The sequence below is a fragment of the Ensifer sp. ZNC0028 genome (genome assembly GCF_000799055.1).
GTDB lineage: Bacteria > Pseudomonadota > Alphaproteobacteria > Rhizobiales > Rhizobiaceae > Ensifer.
Genome location: NZ_JTLA01000078.1, coordinates 68,622 through 84,935 on the forward strand (window position 1 = coordinate 68,622; position 16,314 = coordinate 84,935).

Below are 16,314 nucleotides of genomic sequence, written 5' to 3' on the forward strand. Positions count from 1 at the left end.
CATAGCAACGGCGGGACATGGGGACCGTAGCACTCGAAGACCATCCACCCGTGGGTGTCGGGTCACGAGGGCGAGCCGCAAGAACAGACGTCAGGATTGAACCGGGTGACGCGGCAGTGCACGAAGGCCTTGGCAACTTAGGTACTGAAAGTCGTAAGTGGCAGGCGCGGGATTGAATCTGGCAATTGCCAAGGCGCGCCGATTGCCGGACCAATTTCTTGGGAGTCTCTGACGGGACTTTGGTTTTGTCGGTGCTGTCGGGATCTTGCAAGCGTTAGGCGGCTCCCCGCCCCTGCATCCCGATGGATGCCGTGGCGATCTGTGCGCATGAGCCGCGACGGCGCGGGCTTTTTCCGTGATGTCGGGGTTGCAGGGGCTTTGAGATCAAGACATCTCTTCGGACCTTTCGCGCGCTGGTTCCGGTGCTGCCAACCTCGGTGATGCGGCAAGCAACCAAAGGTGGTATCTACGAGTGAACTACCGTCAACCAACTGCGTTCGTAGACGAGGTGCGTATGCGGCTTCGGCGGCCTTGGTGCGGCGTACGCAAACCTTGTCAGCTGACAAGGCTTCTATGTTTGCTTTTGTCGAACCGCGCCTGAGGCTATCCGAGCGTTGTCGCGACAGATGACCCACTGCGAACGGACCTTGTCAGCTGACAAGGTCCGGAACCCCTGCCGCTAAACATGAGCTTGTAAGCCAATCTCTAACCACGCAAGCCGTGTCTTCCGACATCAGGGCTTTCAATCGGAAGCTCGAAACCTAACTTGCGGCTTCAGGATATTCCAAAGACGGCTGGCGATGAGCGCGGGCGCGGACCACTGTCCGAGGCTATCGGGTAAGGATAGCAAAGGGCGAAAGCCAGGTCTGAAGTTGAAGTAATGGATATTGGCCGGTGGCGACCTCTAATCCGGAGGCCTGTCAGGAAAGGGTGCCCCGGCCATCATTCCCAAATGTGACGTCTGCTTGGGCTAGACGAAGCAACGGCAGCCGCTCACGCCGTGCCCTTCGCGGGTGTTTGACGTTTGTCTGAAGGTGCTTGGGCACCGGCGCTCGTCTCAAATTGATTTCGCGTCGATCGTGGCTCAACCCTTGCTCCGACTATCTCTTGCTGGATTACGGATGGCATCACTGTCGAAAGTCGCTTCAGGAAGCAAAGGTGATGTTGGTTGTTTGGCGCGACTGCCTTCAAAGTTCCGAACAAAATTGCCGCAGCGAGGGTTGCTTCTCTAGCGATCCTCGCGGGTCTCCGGGCGCGGGTAATACAGGTCTGTGACGAGTCCGGCGTAGCGACCGTGCAGTCGGGACGCAATCCTTGTTGGGGACTTCTTCGGTAATTGGCCAGCTTTGTAAGCGCTCGGAGGCCCGGTGTGTGATGAAAACGGCGTTTGCTGCGCTTCGATATGTGACCCTAAATTGATCTGCCCGAGCGGACGAAATTGCGCGCGCGAGTGATGCGCTCGGCCGGATTGCGGCGTCCCGGTCGAGAGGTCGCGGGCCTCTTCCGTATTCGCTGGTGCCGCTTCGAACCCCACCCCTGTGGCATTCGATAGATTCTGGTCAAACGTTCGGCGGGGATTGGAAGTGCGCTTGCAAGCAAACTCGCGGATCCGTGGTAGCGTACGGGAATACCTTTATCGAGGCATCAGCGTCTGTACGCGCCATAGAGGGGCAGGCGCAAAGGTTCAATGATGATAGTAGGGTTCTGAGATTGGCGGCGCTTTGATTAGATTCGGGCCTTCCGAGGTTCGTGTTAAATCACTTTGTTTCGCGGGGCGCGCCGTCAGGCGCATCGTGTTTCGGGATCTCAGAGTGCCGGCTGATGTTCGACTGGTTGTGTCCGGCGCCAGGACCGCGTGCCAGCCGTCTTTTGAGCTGTTCGTCCGCAAGTGCGTCCTCCACTCCGTCGTTCCAGGTAACGATTTCATGGTTGGTTCGACGCCGTGAATGGAGGTACCGCCTTGGGAAAGATCCGACCAGCCGGCATCGAATCCCTGTAAGCGTCGACGCTCGGTCATTTCACCGACAAGAGCCAAGGGCTCGCTGGACGCGGGCCTTTCAGCGGCGCCAGTATTGAGGTGATATCGCCTCTCCATGTGAAAACCCGGGGCGATGCGGCCATCGCATGGACACGGGATAGATTTCGGCAATATAGGGGTTGTGCCCGGCTGGTTTGCGGCAGCTCATTGCGGTCACGTAGAGCGACTGCGGCGCGGGCGCGCCTATCGCCATCACTCGTGGATTGACACGATGGAGCAAGGGCACTTCCTTGATCTGAACCTCATCGGGCCGGCCGTTCTGCGCCGAAATCGGTCGGCGGATCGGGATGACGGGTTCGTCGTGGTCGCTTCTCTTGGTCGGGGCAGATCGAAAGACTGGGAAGAGGGGGCCTGTCGCTCGGCCTGGCGTGAACCGGTTCTCCTCAATTCCCGATCCGCAATGCTGCCACGTCCGATTGCCGGGGTCGCTGACAACTCGCCGTTTGGCGGTCGTGCCCCTGCTGCCGACCGTTCTCATGTACGGTGGCCGGCGGCTTGCCAGTTTTGCCGAAACTTGAGCCATGGCGGCCATCTTGCGTTTCGGGATGTCTCGGTCGCGTTCCGGCACGCAGCGCCGGTGGCGATGGGGATCTAAACTGCCTGCCGCCGAAAGTATTGGTTGGCCGGCTGAGCGCGTGAAGGTCGACTATCCGCGAGAGATAGGGGACGACGATATCGAGAAGCAGACCTTCTAACTCGGGATAGGGGAGGAGACCGCGAGGCCGCGGGCTCGCGCCATAATTGGACGTGGTGATTAGGCCATTTGCGTCGCGTCTTGGTCGTCCCCCAATGGCAGTTCGAGCCCAGCGGCGACGACGCCGCTGTCGAGATGTGATCGATTTCAGCTCAGGTGGCGGAAGTAGATAGACAAATAGCTTCTGCTATGAGGTTTAGTATAGAGAAATTAGATAGTTAGATCCCGGCGAATTTGGCCGGCATCGCGGGGATTCGGGGTAGATCGAATGTTCGTGTCCGCGGAGGGCGTATGAAGCTGGGCAAAGGGCGTCGGCGTGGCCGGACAATTGTCTCCGACGTGGCTCTTCGCCAGATCAGCGCTGGATAGCAAATCTCTTTTGGTGAGCAGACAGAGGATCGTTGGCTCTGCCTGACCTTCATGGTGTTCGATCTGATCATTGGGCGGCGCTCTTCTTGCCAGATGCGAAGGAGGTTGCCGCTCTGAGATGAGTTGTCTCTTCCGTCGAGCGTGGAAGCGGTGAAATTCCCTCGGCCCTTGAGGCGGAGGCTTCGAAGACGTCGGCGCTGAGCTGCCGCGTGATTATGGCGCCCTTGGCACTGAGCCGAATGGTAGTCCGGCTTTCCTTTGGTCTTCGACGTGAACCGTCGGCGGCGCCCGACGACAGTTCATTGTCGCGCGGTTGGATGGAGACAGGGCTGCCTGTTTCACAGGCGACCCTCCGATCGCCTAGCGCTTGCGAACAAACTCGGTGCGCAAAACGAGACCTTTGATCGTCTCATGGCGGCAATCGATTTCTTCAGGGTTATCAGTCAGCCGGATAGACCTGATGACCGTTCCCTGCTTCAGCGTTTGCCCGGCACCCTTGACCTTGAGATCCTTGATCAGAACGACCGAGTCACCATCTGCAAGGACGGTGCCTGACGCATCGCGTACCTCGGCGGCTCTTGCTTTTTCGGCAGCGAGTTCGGAGGCTGGCCGCCACTCACCCGTTACATCGTCGTACACGTAGTCGTCGTTCTGGTCGCTCATGGTCTGCCTTGCATGCTTTTTCGGATATTGCGGCGGTTGCCTTCGCTGCCGCTGCCATTGGGGTGCACCCCTACCTCTTCTGCGGTTTTGACGCAAATGTAACGGCTCCCCCATCGGGGCTGGACGGAGGCGGCTCGGTTGCCGCATCCCTTTAGGGGGCATCAGGTAAGGTACCGTCTCGGCTCGTCGCTCGGTTTTGCTGCGGCTTAGACCAGCAGTCGTCCGCTCCACGGCCAGTGGATTGGCAAAATACTGTCGTTTCAGTGCCCCGTTCGCGCCAAAAGCAAGTTCACGCTTCAGATCCTGGAAAACTCCGCCCGAGTTCGTGCAGCACAGTGAGTGCTCTAGTCGGCGAAGGCCTGTTCTCTCGCAAAGATTTCCTGATCCGTCGCTGCCTTGAGGGCACTCCGCGTTCGATTTCGGCCCGCACTCTTTGCTTCGTAGAGCAGTTTGTCGGCCCGTTCATAGAGTTTCTCGAAATCTTCATCGCCGAGGGCATCCGCCACTCCCATGCTGGCGGTTACGGGCCGCTTGAGACCGGGAACGACATTGGCGACAATTGCCGGAATCGCCTGCCGCCGGCGTTCGGCCAAGGTGGCGGCGCCATTGCCGCGCGTGAGTAGCACAAACTCTTCACCACCAAGACGGTATGCCCTCACGTCCGGCCCAGGCTGGAAGGCACTGGCGACAGCCTTGAGTACGGCATCACCAACGACATGTCCGCTTACGTCATTGATTGACTTGAAATGATCAAGGTCAATGACCGCCAATGTTGCAAAGCCTTCAGCTCGAAGCTGCCCAAATTGTCCCTCAATAGCCCGCCGATTGAGCAAGCCCGTCAACGGGTCTGTTTCGGAAAGCCGCTCAAGCAGATCAGCTTCGATGCGTGCGCGATCTCGCTCTCGCTTCATGGTCACGAAGCGATCAGCTACGCCGAGCGTGGTGAAGAGGGCTTCGAATAGACAGCCAGTATAAAATGCGAGCGTGGCGTCGATGCTCTCGAACCAGGGGACGACGCCCGTCACAAGACGGATCAATCCGACCGCGACCATTGGCGTGTATCCGACTGCCTGAAATTTTGCCGCGCGGCTCCCGCGGCGCAATGCGTCGATCATCGACAGTATGAAAATGATGAGGATCGGTGCAAACGAAGCCGTGTACGCCGTCGATTGTATTGGCCGCGCAACGAACGGGAATGCCGCGTGAAACGCACTCAGGAACAATGCCGATGCCGCGCAATAGGGTAGCAGACGCCGTAGTGCAGGATGCATCAGTCCAGGTTCGATGAAGCTGTACGTGAACATCGCTCCTGATGCGACGGTCATCCCGAAGAGCAAGGTGGTCATCCAGCTCAACGTCATGGCGGGAGGGTCGAAGAAGACGACTGACAAGCTTGATGAGGTCACAATGGTCATCAGCAACGAGAGCGTCAGAGCCGAGTGCCAGAGAATAAAAGGTTCGCGCAGGATCCGATAGAACGCCCCATTGAAGATCAGAAGCATGGCGAGCATGCCCGCAAGGCCTGCAACGATCATAAGGGGTTGCATATCCTCGATGCTGTTGCCTGCGACATCCTCTGGTGCCAGGTATGCTCGCTCCAGTGTCATCCGGTGGCTAGGCAAGTCGATGGCGACGACGACTTGCCGCGTCGCATCGGTCACGCCAGGCAGGGGAGCCTTGAAATACCCACCGGCGGCCATTGAGCTGGGCAACGCTGCTGCGGAAGCGGAGGCTTGCCGCACCGCCCCGTCCTGGTCGATTGCAAGCAGATGCACCGCCTTAAGTGCGCTCCGCCTTGAGAGAAAATATCGAGGCAGGTCATCGCCCGGCCTGAGATCGAAGCGAAGCAGCACTCGCTCGGAATCAATTGAGAATTTCCGGTCATCGCAGAACCACCGCTCCGCGGCCGAAGCTATGGTGATGACGCTCTCCGAGATGCGGCCGGATGCCCAGCAGGAATTGCGAATGTTGCTGGAATCAGCAGCGTGGGTCGATCCAACGCCCAGATGCGTCAGCATCAACAGAAGCAGAAATACTGCCAATACAAGACTTCGAAACCCACCCCCAAGCATGAGGCTTTGGTATAATCATACGCTTTCGATACCATTAAGCTTCGCAAAAAAAAGCGCCTGTTATCGGCTCGGCGAGGCTCGTTGAAATGCCCCGATCCAGCAATAGCGCCTGAACGCGAACAGCGACCCTTCCATTCTGGCGCGCGGCCGCGCTTCGTTATGGGCTGCAGCCGGACACGACAGATGTTTGAAATGGCCCTTGAGGTTTTGCGCCGATCGGGCGCTAAGGTCGGTCGCCGCTTTCGATGGCGGCCGGTGCCTCTACTGGGTTCTCGGATGCCACGTGCTCCTCGGCAACGCTCAAATCCAGTTTCCCCCAGATCGATAGTTTTTCGCCGTTGGGTTTCAGCTTTCGGGAATGCTTGATCTCAACGATAAACGGTTTTGTCTGCTGACGCATTTTTCCTCCAGGCGACGAATCGCAATGCAACTCTTTCGCAACGCATTGGTCTCGCTAGCGAACCTTGCCCGAAGGTCGTGCGAGAAACGTGCGAGTATTCGTTGTGGCTGTGGCAGTGTGCTGCAGCGCGCTGCTTCTATTCGAGTAGGTTCTATTCGAGTAGGGGCGTGATTGCGCGCATCGCCACTGTCAGATCCCTTTCCCCTCAGCCGCGGCTCCGTGGGCGGGCTCGCGAGGCAGGTCTGATGGTAGAACGGCTGCGCCTCGCTCTTGTTCCCGCAACGGACTTTAGAAACTTTCATCAGCCTGGCTGAGGCCCCGCTTTGACACATCAGAGTGGGGATCCCGGATCCACGCCGATGGGAACGCTTTGAAACAACTGGCGACGGAACGATTGTGCTGTGAGCGAGAGACCCATCGTCCGGCGTCGGCCTTACCCGTTGCCAGATAGCAGAAATCGAAGCTGGTGACGCGAACGCGACGTTGGAGACACTCGAAAAAGTGGGCCGGCTCTTCGGCTTCGCAATGGGCTTCGTTCCGAAGTCAGCGCCGGAGCCTTGATCTGCTGTTTTCAGAATACACCGTTTGCGTCTTCCCTCCGCTTCCCAACTTTCATTGGCCACAACCTCGGGCAATGGCAGTTCACCACGCGTATCATCCCTCAATATTCAAGAATGTAGCTTTCTTACATTTTCTTTGACAGATGTAGATTTCCTCGCTATACCAACACTCATGCACGGCGAGTGAGACCTGAGAGCCCGGGAAGGCTTTCACAAAAGGGGCCGTCGCTTTCATTTGGAGGAAATCAACATGTCACGCCGTTTCGCGCTGGCTTCAGCGCTCGCAGTCCTGTGCTCACACGTCTTTTCCGCCGGCAGCGCCAGTGCCGCGGCCATGACCGTCTATTGCCCGATGTCGGAAGACGACTGCGGTGCTGTGCTGAAAGCCTTCAAGGACGACACCGGGATCGAAGCGCAGTTCGTGCGCATCGGCGCCGGCGAGATCCTCGCGCGTATCCGGGCGGAAAAGAACAATCCGCAGGCGGGCCTTTGGCTTGCAGGAGCGGCCGACAACTTCATCCAGGCAGCCAGCGAAGGGTTGCTCGCCGCCCACAAGGCGACCGGTATCGAGAAGGTCGACCAGCGCTACACCGACAAGGAAGGCCGCTGGACACCGATCTCGCTGTCGCCGATCGTCTTTGCCTACAGCCAACAGGTTCTCGACGAAACCGGCGCCAAGCCGCCGACAAGCTGGAAGTCGTTTGCAGACGCAACCTTCCATGAGAGTGTGGCGCTTGCTCACCCGGCATCTTCAGGCACTGCCTATGTCGCTCTTGCTTCGATGGTTCAGCTATTCGGCGAGGAGCCGGCTTTCTCCTTGATGAAGGACATCGACAAGAACGTGGTGCAATACACCCGCTCGGGTGTGGCGCCATCGCGCATGGTCGCCAACAACGAGATTGCGCTTGCCATGGCCTACACCCAGGACATCGAGGCGGCGATCGCTCAAGGGTATCCGGTCGGCTACTCTTTCCCGGAAGAGGGGACGGGCTTCGAGGTGAATGCTGCGGCCGCGATCGCCAACGCGTCGGACGAGCAGGCAAAGAGCGCCGCGGCGTTTCTGGACTGGGTTCTGACGGACAAGGGTCAGGCGGCCATCGGTGCAACGTTCCGCGGCCCGATCGTGCCCGGCTACAAGAACCCGGAAGCGAAGATCGATCTCTCCAACGTGAAGATGATCGATTACGACTTTACCTGGGCCGGTGAGAACCGCGCGCGGCTCCTGCAGCGCTACGAAAGCGATGTGCGCCACAAGGCCGACGCCAAGTAAAGCCGGCAAGGAGCCCCGATATGACCCTCGTCTCGCAAGCGACCCCGTCCGGCCGGACGGGGGCATCGCCGGCCTTCCTGCGAAAGATCACCGTCGACCCGTGGCTGTTCGGTCTCTTCACCCTCGTCACGCTTTCGGTGCTGGTCTTCGCCGCCCTGCCCATCTTCACTGTCATGAAGCAGGCGGTCGTCACCGACCATGGCTTCGATTTCGCGGCGCTCGCCGATACGCTTTCCCAATCCTTCGTCTGGGAATCGCTGGTCAACACGCTGCTGCTCGGCGCCACCTCGGCGGTCATCGCCACCGCTGCCGGCTTCCTTCTTGCCTTTTCGGCGACGCGAACGACCATGCCCGGCAAGACCTTCATTCATGGCGTGGCGCTGCTTCCGATTATCTCGCCGCCGTTCGTAATGGCATTGGCGGTCGTCATTCTCTTCGGCCGTTCAGGCCTTATCACCCGCGAACTGCTCGGGATCCGCAATGCCAACGTCTATGGCTTCCATAGCCTGGTGTTGATCCAGTCGCTCGCCTTCACGCCGATCGCCTATCTCAACATTCGCGGCATGCTGCAGTCGATCGACAGCGCATTGGAGGACGCCTCCGCTTCCCTGGGCGCCTCACGCTGGACGACCTTTTCGCGGGTGACGCTTCCGCTCGTCACGCCGGCGGTCCTCAGTTCAACCCTGCTCGTCTTCGTCAAGTCGGTTGAAGACTTCGGCAATCCGATGCTGATTGGCGGCAACTTCAACACGCTTGCCGTCGAGGCCTATTCGCAAATGGTGGGCTACTTCAATCTGCAGGCGGGTGCGCTGCTTGCGAGCCTCATGCTGGTCCCGTCCATGACGGCGTTCCTCATCCATCGTTACTGGGTGAGCAAGCGCAGCTATGTGACTGTCACCGGCAAGCCGACGGCCCAAACGATCCGGATCTCCGGCGCCGTCGTGATCCCGTTGACGATCCTGTGCTACGTGGTCGCCTTCACCATTCTCGCCTTCTATGTGACGGTGATCTACGTCTCGTTCACGAAACTGCCCGGCGTCGACAATACGCTGACGCTCGCCCACTACAAGACCGTCTTCACGGCGGGCTTCGAGACGCTCAGCAACTCGCTGCTGCTTGCGGGTGTTGCGACGCCGGTGACCGCGATTGCCGGCATGCTGATCGCCTATCTGCTCGTCCGCAAGGCTTTCCCGTGCAGCTTCCTGCTGCGTTGGGGGACGCTGTTGTCGTTCGCAGCACCGGGTACCATTCTCGGCATCGGCTATGTCAGCACCTTCAACGCGCCGCCTCTGCTCTTGACCGGAACCGCCCTCATCGTCGTTGCGGCGATGGTGGTGAAGAACCTGCAGGTCGGGATCGAGGCCGGCTCCAACCAGCTCCGCCAGATCGACAAGTCGATCGAGGAGGCGTCCACCGTCCTCGGTGCGTCCAACACGCGGACCTTCTTCGAGATCACGCTACCGCTCCTGAAACCGGCGCTGTTCACGTCTCTGTCCTACGCCTTCACCCGCTCGCTGACGACGCTGTCCGCAGTGATCTTCCTCGTCTCCGCCAACTGGACGCTGATCACGGTCACCATTCTGTCGCAGGTTGAGACGCTGAAGCTCGGTGTCGCCGCCGCCTATTGCAGCATCCTTGTCTTCGTCGTGCTCGCCATTCTTGCGGTCATGCAGTTCCTCCTCACGTCGACCTCGAAGAGGTAAGCCCATGTCGAAAGTCATCTTCTCCAACATCAGCAAGCGCTTCCCGGGTGTCACCGGAGCGACCGCCGTCGACCGGCTGAACCTCACGATCGAGGAAGGCACGCTCGTCACGCTGCTGGGCCCCTCCGGCTGCGGCAAGACGACGACGCTCAGAATGCTAGCCGGCTTCGAGACGCCCAGCGACGGCACGATCACCATCGGCGGACGTGACGTCACCAACGTTCCCGTCAATGCGCGTAATGTCGGCATGGTGTTCCAGAGCTACGCGCTCTTCCCGCACATGAGCGTGCGCGAAAACGTTGAATACGGCGTGCGTCTGCTCAACCTGCCGCGCGCAGAGATGAAGGACCGCGTCGATTCCATGCTCGATACCATGGCGCTTGCCCAATATGCCGATCGCTCGCCCTCGCGGCTTTCCGGCGGCCAGCAGCAGCGTGTGGCGCTTGCCCGCGCCGTCGTCACGCAGCCGAAGGTGTTGCTGTTCGACGAACCGCTCTCCAACCTCGATGCACAGTTGCGCGAGCGCATGCGCGATGAACTGCGCGCCATTCAGTTGCGCCTCGGCATTACGAGCCTTTATGTCACCCATGATCAGAGCGAGGCGATGGCGATCTCCGACCGCGTGGTGGTAATGCGCAACGGCGTCATCGAGCAGGGCGACACGCCGCTCAACGTCTATTCCCGCCCCGCAACCGGCTTTGTCGCCGAGTTCATGGGCAAGGCAAATCTTCTGCGCGGCAAGGTCGAGACTGCAGACGCTGCGGTCGTTCGCGTGCGGATCACATCCACCATGGCCTTTGATCTTTCGAACGAAGGTCGCGTCTTCAGACCGGGCCAGGAGGTGCGCTGCGTGGTGCGGCCGGAGCACATCCGGGTCGAACCCGAGGGCACGATGGAGGCAAAGGTGCGCCGCGTCGTCTTCCAGGGCGCCTATGTCGAATATCTGACCGACCTCGAAGGCCAGGAATGCATCTTCCTCGATACCGAATACTACCGGACGGGCGTTGCCGAAGTCGGCCAGACGCTGCGCCTTTCCGTCGATAGCAGGCCTGTCTGGATCCTGCCGGAAAATGAAGCCGACGCCATGGGAAAAGCCGCATGACCCTTAACCAAGCCATCCGCCATGATCTGCACCGGGTAATCGTGGACGTCGCTCACGAAGCCGCGCTTGCTGCCGGCGCCGTTGCCCGCAAGGGCTTCCTCGAGGCTAGTCCGGAGACGCTGCAAACCCAGCAAAAGGCCGGGTTCTTCGACATCGTTACCGCCGCAGACAAGGCGGCGGAAGCTGCGGCCTGCGAGATCATCCGGACGCGGCTACCGGCATCACGGATCCTCGGCGAAGAAGGTGGCCTGCAAGGCGAAGGCGATACGACCTGGATCATCGATCCGATCGACGGCACCAGCAATTTTGCCTCCGGCCTGCCCTTCTTCTGCGTCTCGATCGCGGCGTACCATGTCGGCGAACCGATCTGCGGCATCGTCTATGATCCGATCCGCGAGGAGCTCTTCCTGGCGACCGGCGGGCAGCTGTCATTGAACGGGAGTGAGGTGAAGCCTTTCCTGCGTGGGCGCATCGACCGCGAAGTCGAACTTTTGAGCAATGCTCCCTATGAGGGAGAGCGCCCGTCGCGCGCGGCACAGGAGGCACATGCCGATCTTGTCAATTCCTTCCGTGCCGTGCGCCGTCTCGGCTCGTGCGCGCTGCATCTCGCCTATGTCGCTTGCGGCCGCGCGGCGGTCGCCTACGAATCTAAATTCAGTGCCTGGGATATCGCGGCCGGCATCCAGCTCGTCGAGGCGGCCGGAGGTCTCGTCGTGGTCCAAGATGGTGGGGGTCGGTCGCTTCACCCGCGCGAAGAGACACTCGGATCGGTGAAGAGGCTCGTTGTGGCGCAGGTCGGTTTTGATTATCAATCGTCCTGCCTGTCGAACCTCATGGCTGATGGGACATTGTGATCCTCATGTTCAACAATCCCTCTATGCCGGAACGAAGGGTTCCATGCTCGATCTGATCAGGCAGTCTCTCTCGCAGTTCACCCCCGCCGAGCGCAGGATCGCCGAGGCGATCCTCGACACTCCGAGCACGGCGATCACCTGGTCGATCACCGACGCGGCGCGCATCGCCAATGTCAGCGAGCCCTCGATCATCCGATTTTGCCGGCGACTCGATTGCGATGGCTTTCCGGATTTCCGCCTGAAGCTCGCCCAACAGCTCGCCGTGCGCCAGGCGCCGCCAAGCCCGGTGGAGGGCGGCGGCGACCCGTTTACGAGCCTCGTCGACGACGTTTTCAACCGCGCCGCAGAATCCTTGCGCGAGGCCCGTCATGATCTCGACCTCGAGACACTTCGTCGTGCCGTCGAACTGCTCGCTAGGGCTCGCCGCATCGACGTCTACGGTTATGGCGGCTCCGGCTTCCTCGCTGGGGAAACGCAACACCGCCTTGCCTCGCTGGGTGTCGCAAGCGTTGCCTATTCCGATCCGACCTTGCAGATGGTTTCGGCACCCCGCTTGACGGGAGAAGATGTGCTCTTCGTCCTCTCCTTCTCCGGCCGCACGAGCTACCTAATTTCGAACATGGAGATTGCGAAGAAGGCTGGCGCACGTATAGTCTCCATCTCTCCCGGCGGCTCCGTCGTCGCCTCCCTTGCCGATGAAAACATCAATCTCAACGCCTACCGCGCCTCAACCCATCCCCTCATCGTGCCGACCGGCCGCGCTCCGATGTATGTGATGCTGGACGTGCTCTTTGCCCTGCTTGCGCGTAGATGCGAGGAAGGCGCTTAATAAACCGGACCGAGGAAAATTGACATGGAAGCGACTTTTTCTCCAGTGCTGACCGTTTGTGGGATCGACGAATTGCCGGGCCAAAGCAGTCGGAACGTGACCCACGTCCTGTCGATTGTCGATCCTGAACTCCCGGAACTGGAGGCCTTCGGCGCTTATGGCGAGCATCATCGCACGACCTTGCGCTTCCACGACATCATTGCTGCAGCACCGGATCGGGTGATGCCTCACCCGGACCATGTCGAGGCGATCCTGCGCTTTGGTGCCGACTTCCTCGCACGCGAGAACAAGCAGGCGTCGAGCCATGTTCTGGTGCATTGCCATATGGGCGTGTCGCGCTCGACCGCCGCGATGCTGACTTTGATGGCGCAGGCAAACCCGGATGCGTCAGGCGAGAGCCTCTTTGCCCGTCTTGCGGCCATCCGTCCGCAGGCCTGGCCGAACTCTCAGATGATCGGCTTTGCCGATGAACAGCTCGGCCGCGGAAGCGAACTCACCACCGCGCTTCGCCGCCACTACGGTCGCCAGATCAAGAGCCGTCCGGAGTTTGCCGAATGGATGACCTCGCTCGGCCGCCAGGCGGAGTTGAAGATGGCCATGCTTGGCTGACGTCGACGGCGGGCTAGTCGGCCTTTCGCAGGATCTTGCGCGCCCATACGATGATCGGAGTATCCACCATGCGCTCGTCATGTTTGAAGGCGAGCCCGGACCTCCGCGGCCTCAGATGCACCGAGGGGGTCCAGGGTCTAGGCGATCTCTTTCTCCGAGGGAGAGAATGCGGCATTCATGATCGGCACGCCGGAAGGGTGAAAGCAGGTTGATCCATGGAAGCCGTGGCGGCTTGCTTCCTGTGACGCCAGTTTGAGGGCTTTGCGATCCTGATACTCGGCAATGGTCGTCAGGGTGCCAAAAGACAGCTTTCTTTCCGCTTGGGCCGCCAGATGGACCAACAGTTTAGTAGCGCGCAAGACGTGTGGAAGCGGATCAGCGCCCATGCGGGTGGGCTTCAATGGAGATCGGCCAAGACCTGACAATGCCGTTCTAGGACAGCAGAAAAAGGGGACCGCATGATAGCAGTACGGCCCGCGCAAGAGAGGGGAGCCGGTATCCGTCGGATCGACCATTCGTGGGGCAGGTCTTCCGGCCGGTTGGGAGGGCCGGAAAGCCTAGGCCATCCTTTCTCGCCAACCTTTGGCTTAAAAGCATGGAAAAACGCGGTATCTTGAGATTTGTTCGCGGTATCAGTGTGTTGATATTAGCCTGTCCGGCCGCTTAAATCTTCATGGCCCCCAAGCCACATCGATCTTCCGGAAATCGGAGCAACATTTATGAGCCGCCAACTTTCTCTCCCACGCGACCGAATTTCCGTGCTTCTACTGGAAGGTATCAGCCAGACCGCCGTGGACTACTTTTCGTCGTCCGGCTACACCAACCTCATTCATTTGCCAAAGGCGCTCGACGACAAGGATCTTAAGCGCCACATCGCCGACGCGCATATCATTGGCATTCGTTCCCGCACGCAGCTGACAGACGAGATTTTCGAATCCGCCAGGAAATTGATCGCCGTTGGCTGTTTTTCGGTCGGTACGAACCAAGTCGATCTGGATGCAGCGCGTCGGCGCGGCATTCCGGTGTTCAACGCACCCTATTCAAATACGCGATCGGTGGCCGAGCTTGTGATCGGCGAGATTATCATGCTGACACGGCAGATCTTTCCGCGCTCGGCTTCCGCGCATCAAGGTGGGTGGGAGAAAACCGCTGTGGGCAGCCGGGAGGTCCGCGGCAAAACGCTGGGCATTGTCGGCTATGGAAATATCGGATCGCAGCTCAGCGCGCTTGCCGAAAGCATGGGCATGGTCGTGCGCTACTTCGATCTTTCCGATCGGCTGCGCCGGGGCAATTCGGAGTCTATGGCCTCCCTCGGCGAACTTCTTGAGATCTCTGACTATGTGACAATGCATGTTCCCGAGACATCGTCGACGCATAATATGATCACCGAAACCGAACTGCGCCGCATGAAGAAGGGCGCCATCTTCATCAACAATTCCCGTGGCACCGTTGTCGATCTCGACGCGCTTGCGAAAGTCCTGAAGGACGGGCATCTGGCGGGTGCCGCGGTCGACGTGTTCCCCAAGGAGCCGGCATCGAACAACGAGCGTTTTGAGACGCCGTTGCAAGGCTTGAGCAATGTCATCCTGACGCCGCATATCGGCGGCTCAACTGAGGAAGCCCAAGAGCGCATCGGCGGGGAGGTTTCAAGGAAGCTGGTCGAGTATTCCGACATCGGCTCAACGATGGGCGCGGTTAACTTTCCGCAGGTACAGCTGCCCGAGCGCCCGAACGGCACGCGTTTCATTCACGTGCATGAAAACCGCCCTGGAATGCTTATTCAGCTCAACGAGATCTTCTCGTCGCGCGGGTTGAACATCGTCGCTGAGTTCCTTCAGACGCTTGGCGACACGGGCTATGTCGTGGTCGAGGCCGATGGAATTTCCACAAATGCCGACGAGATTCTTCAGGCTCTGCGCGGAATTCCCGGAACGATACGAACGCGATTGGTCTACTGACCGCCGTTCGGGCCGTCAGACCCAAATTCCTCCTAGACGATCAGTCGCGCCGCTCGTCCGTTCTTGCGTTCGGCGTTGTTGTAGTAGCTCGCTGCCTGGGTGACGGACTTGTGCAGCGACTGCTGCATCGCTTCAGACAGCGGTATGCCGCGATTGGCCGCTTCGGTCAGGTAGCCTGATCGCAGTCCATGCGCCGAAAACGCCGTCGGATCGAGCCCGGCCTGTCTGCAGCGGCTCTTCAGGATTAGATTGACCGATTGCGGCGTCAAAGTCCGCCGATCGACATTTCCCCACTGGTCGATACGCCGGAACACCGGCCCTTCCTTGATCTGAGCCTCGGCGAGCCAGCGTTTCAGCGCCGATACCGGCCGTCCGATCAGGATCACACGTTCGTCCTCATCGCTTGTCGTTGTTTTCGTGCGGCCGAGGCGGATGGAAAGGCAGGGAAGGGAAGGGGAGGCGGCATCGGCCGGATCGGTCTGGACGGGGTCCTCGTCCGTCAGGTCCTCGACATGGAGCGCCGCCACTTCGGAACGTCGACGGCCGCCGGATGCAAAAGCCATCAGAAGCAGCGCCCGATCGCGCAGGTCCGCTGGGCGCTCGCCGGCGCAGACCGTGAGCAGCTTTGCCAGCACATCCACGGTGATGGCCTTCTTGCTCTTGCGTTGCCGCGGCCGGGCACTGGCGCGAACGGCAAGACGCAGCGCTGACTTGATGGAGGGTCCGTCGAAGCAGCCTTTTTCGCCGCGCCAACGGGTGAGTATCGACCAGCTCGTCAGGCGGCGTCGCACGGTCTCGGGAGCATGCGGCCCGTAGGCGCGCAGCAGCCGCTGCGAGCGCAAGCCAGTTTCCACCTCAGGCGGCATGCCGTGGGATGGATCTTCTGCTCGTTTGGCCGGATCCCACAGATGGTGAGCGACAAACTTCAACAGCAGGCTCTCCGGCGCCGGCCAGGGAAGGGGAGTGCCAACGGCGAGCTGGCACCAGGTCTCGAGATAGCCCAGGTCGGACGCGAGCGCCCTGAGCGTGTTCTCGCCCATGCCTTCGCTGGCAAGATGCTTGAGCGTCGCGACGTCATCATCCGTCAGCAGCGCGGCAAGTTGATCGCGGCGATCGAAGGGGATGATGGCGTCTAGGGCGTCGAGTTCTTCGGCGCGCTTGAGCGCGGATGCTTCGCTCATTTGGGCTGGTTT

The 16,314-nt window shown here is 60.1% G+C and carries 12 protein-coding genes and 1 pseudogene; 8 read left to right on the forward strand and 5 right to left on the reverse strand.

Going from position 1 to position 16,314, the window contains the following annotated elements; translation table 11 throughout:
* Positions 1 to 3,461: 3,461 nt before the first annotated feature.
* The 3 genes from L981_RS18470 to L981_RS35130 form a co-directional block, all read right to left on the reverse strand.
* Positions 3,462 to 3,764, reverse strand: a complete 303-nt coding sequence (locus tag L981_RS18470) for an alkylphosphonate utilization protein (protein ID WP_043619433.1) — start codon at positions 3,762 to 3,764, stop codon at positions 3,462 to 3,464.
* Between the two features lie 344 nt (positions 3,765 to 4,108).
* The gene (locus L981_RS18475) at positions 4,109 to 5,806 is read right to left on the reverse strand and encodes a diguanylate cyclase (RefSeq protein ID WP_245281659.1); all 1,698 of its coding nucleotides are present in this window, start codon (positions 5,804 to 5,806) and stop codon (positions 4,109 to 4,111) included.
* 253 nt (positions 5,807 to 6,059) lie between these two features.
* Positions 6,060 to 6,236: a hypothetical protein gene (locus L981_RS35130; RefSeq protein WP_197067158.1), complete on the reverse strand. Its 177-nt coding sequence runs from the start codon at positions 6,234 to 6,236 to the stop codon at positions 6,060 to 6,062.
* Between the two features lie 426 nt (positions 6,237 to 6,662).
* Between L981_RS35130 and L981_RS35590 the strand changes: the two are divergent.
* From L981_RS35590 to L981_RS18505, 7 genes and pseudogenes are all read left to right on the forward strand, one after another.
* Positions 6,663 to 6,797, forward strand: a pseudogene (locus L981_RS35590) (helix-turn-helix domain-containing protein); the annotation flags it as partial.
* Positions 6,798 to 7,046: 249 nt separating this feature from the next.
* On the forward strand, positions 7,047 to 8,066 hold the full coding sequence (locus L981_RS18480; protein ID WP_082006082.1) for an ABC transporter substrate-binding protein: 1,020 nt from the start codon (positions 7,047 to 7,049) through the stop codon (positions 8,064 to 8,066).
* Between the two features lie 20 nt (positions 8,067 to 8,086).
* Positions 8,087 to 9,769: an iron ABC transporter permease gene (locus L981_RS18485; RefSeq protein ID WP_082006080.1), complete on the forward strand. Its 1,683-nt coding sequence runs from the start codon at positions 8,087 to 8,089 to the stop codon at positions 9,767 to 9,769.
* A 4-nt stretch (positions 9,770 to 9,773) separates the two neighbouring features.
* Positions 9,774 to 10,871, forward strand: a complete 1,098-nt coding sequence (locus L981_RS18490; protein WP_043619436.1) for an ABC transporter ATP-binding protein — start codon at positions 9,774 to 9,776, stop codon at positions 10,869 to 10,871.
* On the forward strand, positions 10,868 to 11,725 hold the full coding sequence (locus L981_RS18495; RefSeq protein WP_052201867.1) for an inositol monophosphatase family protein: 858 nt from the start codon (positions 10,868 to 10,870) through the stop codon (positions 11,723 to 11,725). Before L981_RS18490 ends, L981_RS18495 begins: the two co-directional genes overlap by 4 nt.
* A gap of 43 nt (positions 11,726 to 11,768) precedes the next feature.
* Positions 11,769 to 12,554: a MurR/RpiR family transcriptional regulator gene (locus L981_RS18500; RefSeq protein WP_043619439.1), complete on the forward strand. Its 786-nt coding sequence runs from the start codon at positions 11,769 to 11,771 to the stop codon at positions 12,552 to 12,554.
* A 24-nt stretch (positions 12,555 to 12,578) separates the two neighbouring features.
* On the forward strand, positions 12,579 to 13,163 hold the full coding sequence (locus L981_RS18505; protein ID WP_043619441.1) for a tyrosine phosphatase family protein: 585 nt from the start codon (positions 12,579 to 12,581) through the stop codon (positions 13,161 to 13,163).
* A 137-nt stretch (positions 13,164 to 13,300) separates the two neighbouring features.
* Here the strand turns inward: L981_RS18505 and L981_RS18510 are convergent, their stop codons facing one another.
* Positions 13,301 to 13,549, reverse strand: a complete 249-nt coding sequence (locus L981_RS18510) for a hypothetical protein (RefSeq protein ID WP_043619443.1) — start codon at positions 13,547 to 13,549, stop codon at positions 13,301 to 13,303.
* Between the two features lie 333 nt (positions 13,550 to 13,882).
* On the opposite strand from L981_RS18510, the gene serA reads away from it, so the two are divergent.
* A complete protein-coding gene (gene serA / locus L981_RS18515; protein ID WP_043619446.1) occupies positions 13,883 to 15,121 on the forward strand; it encodes a phosphoglycerate dehydrogenase in 1,239 nt (412 codons plus the stop codon).
* A gap of 32 nt (positions 15,122 to 15,153) precedes the next feature.
* Here the strand turns inward: serA and L981_RS18520 are convergent, their stop codons facing one another.
* Positions 15,154 to 16,302, reverse strand: a complete 1,149-nt coding sequence (locus tag L981_RS18520) for a site-specific integrase (protein WP_043619449.1) — start codon at positions 16,300 to 16,302, stop codon at positions 15,154 to 15,156.
* Between the last annotated feature and the right edge of the window lie 12 nt (positions 16,303 to 16,314).

What these genes read in the sequence shown, in the direction of transcription:
- L981_RS18470 (WP_043619433.1), bottom strand. Translation starts at nt 3,764, where the DNA reads ATGAGCGACCAGAACGACGACTACGTGTACGACGATGTAACGGGTGAG.
- L981_RS35130 (WP_197067158.1), bottom strand. Translation starts at nt 6,236, where the DNA reads ATGCGTCAGCAGACAAAACCGTTTATCGTTGAGATCAAGCATTCCCGA.
- L981_RS18480 (WP_082006082.1), top strand. Translation starts at nt 7,047, where the DNA reads ATGTCACGCCGTTTCGCGCTGGCTTCAGCGCTCGCAGTCCTGTGCTCA.
- L981_RS18485 (WP_082006080.1), top strand. Translation starts at nt 8,087, where the DNA reads ATGACCCTCGTCTCGCAAGCGACCCCGTCCGGCCGGACGGGGGCATCG.
- L981_RS18490 (WP_043619436.1), top strand. Translation starts at nt 9,774, where the DNA reads ATGTCGAAAGTCATCTTCTCCAACATCAGCAAGCGCTTCCCGGGTGTC.
- L981_RS18495 (WP_052201867.1), top strand. Translation starts at nt 10,868, where the DNA reads ATGACCCTTAACCAAGCCATCCGCCATGATCTGCACCGGGTAATCGTG.
- L981_RS18500 (WP_043619439.1), top strand. Translation starts at nt 11,769, where the DNA reads ATGCTCGATCTGATCAGGCAGTCTCTCTCGCAGTTCACCCCCGCCGAG.
- L981_RS18505 (WP_043619441.1), top strand. Translation starts at nt 12,579, where the DNA reads ATGGAAGCGACTTTTTCTCCAGTGCTGACCGTTTGTGGGATCGACGAA.
- L981_RS18510 (WP_043619443.1), bottom strand. Translation starts at nt 13,549, where the DNA reads ATGGGCGCTGATCCGCTTCCACACGTCTTGCGCGCTACTAAACTGTTG.
- serA (WP_043619446.1), top strand. Translation starts at nt 13,883, where the DNA reads ATGAGCCGCCAACTTTCTCTCCCACGCGACCGAATTTCCGTGCTTCTA.
- L981_RS18520 (WP_043619449.1), bottom strand. Translation starts at nt 16,302, where the DNA reads ATGAGCGAAGCATCCGCGCTCAAGCGCGCCGAAGAACTCGACGCCCTA.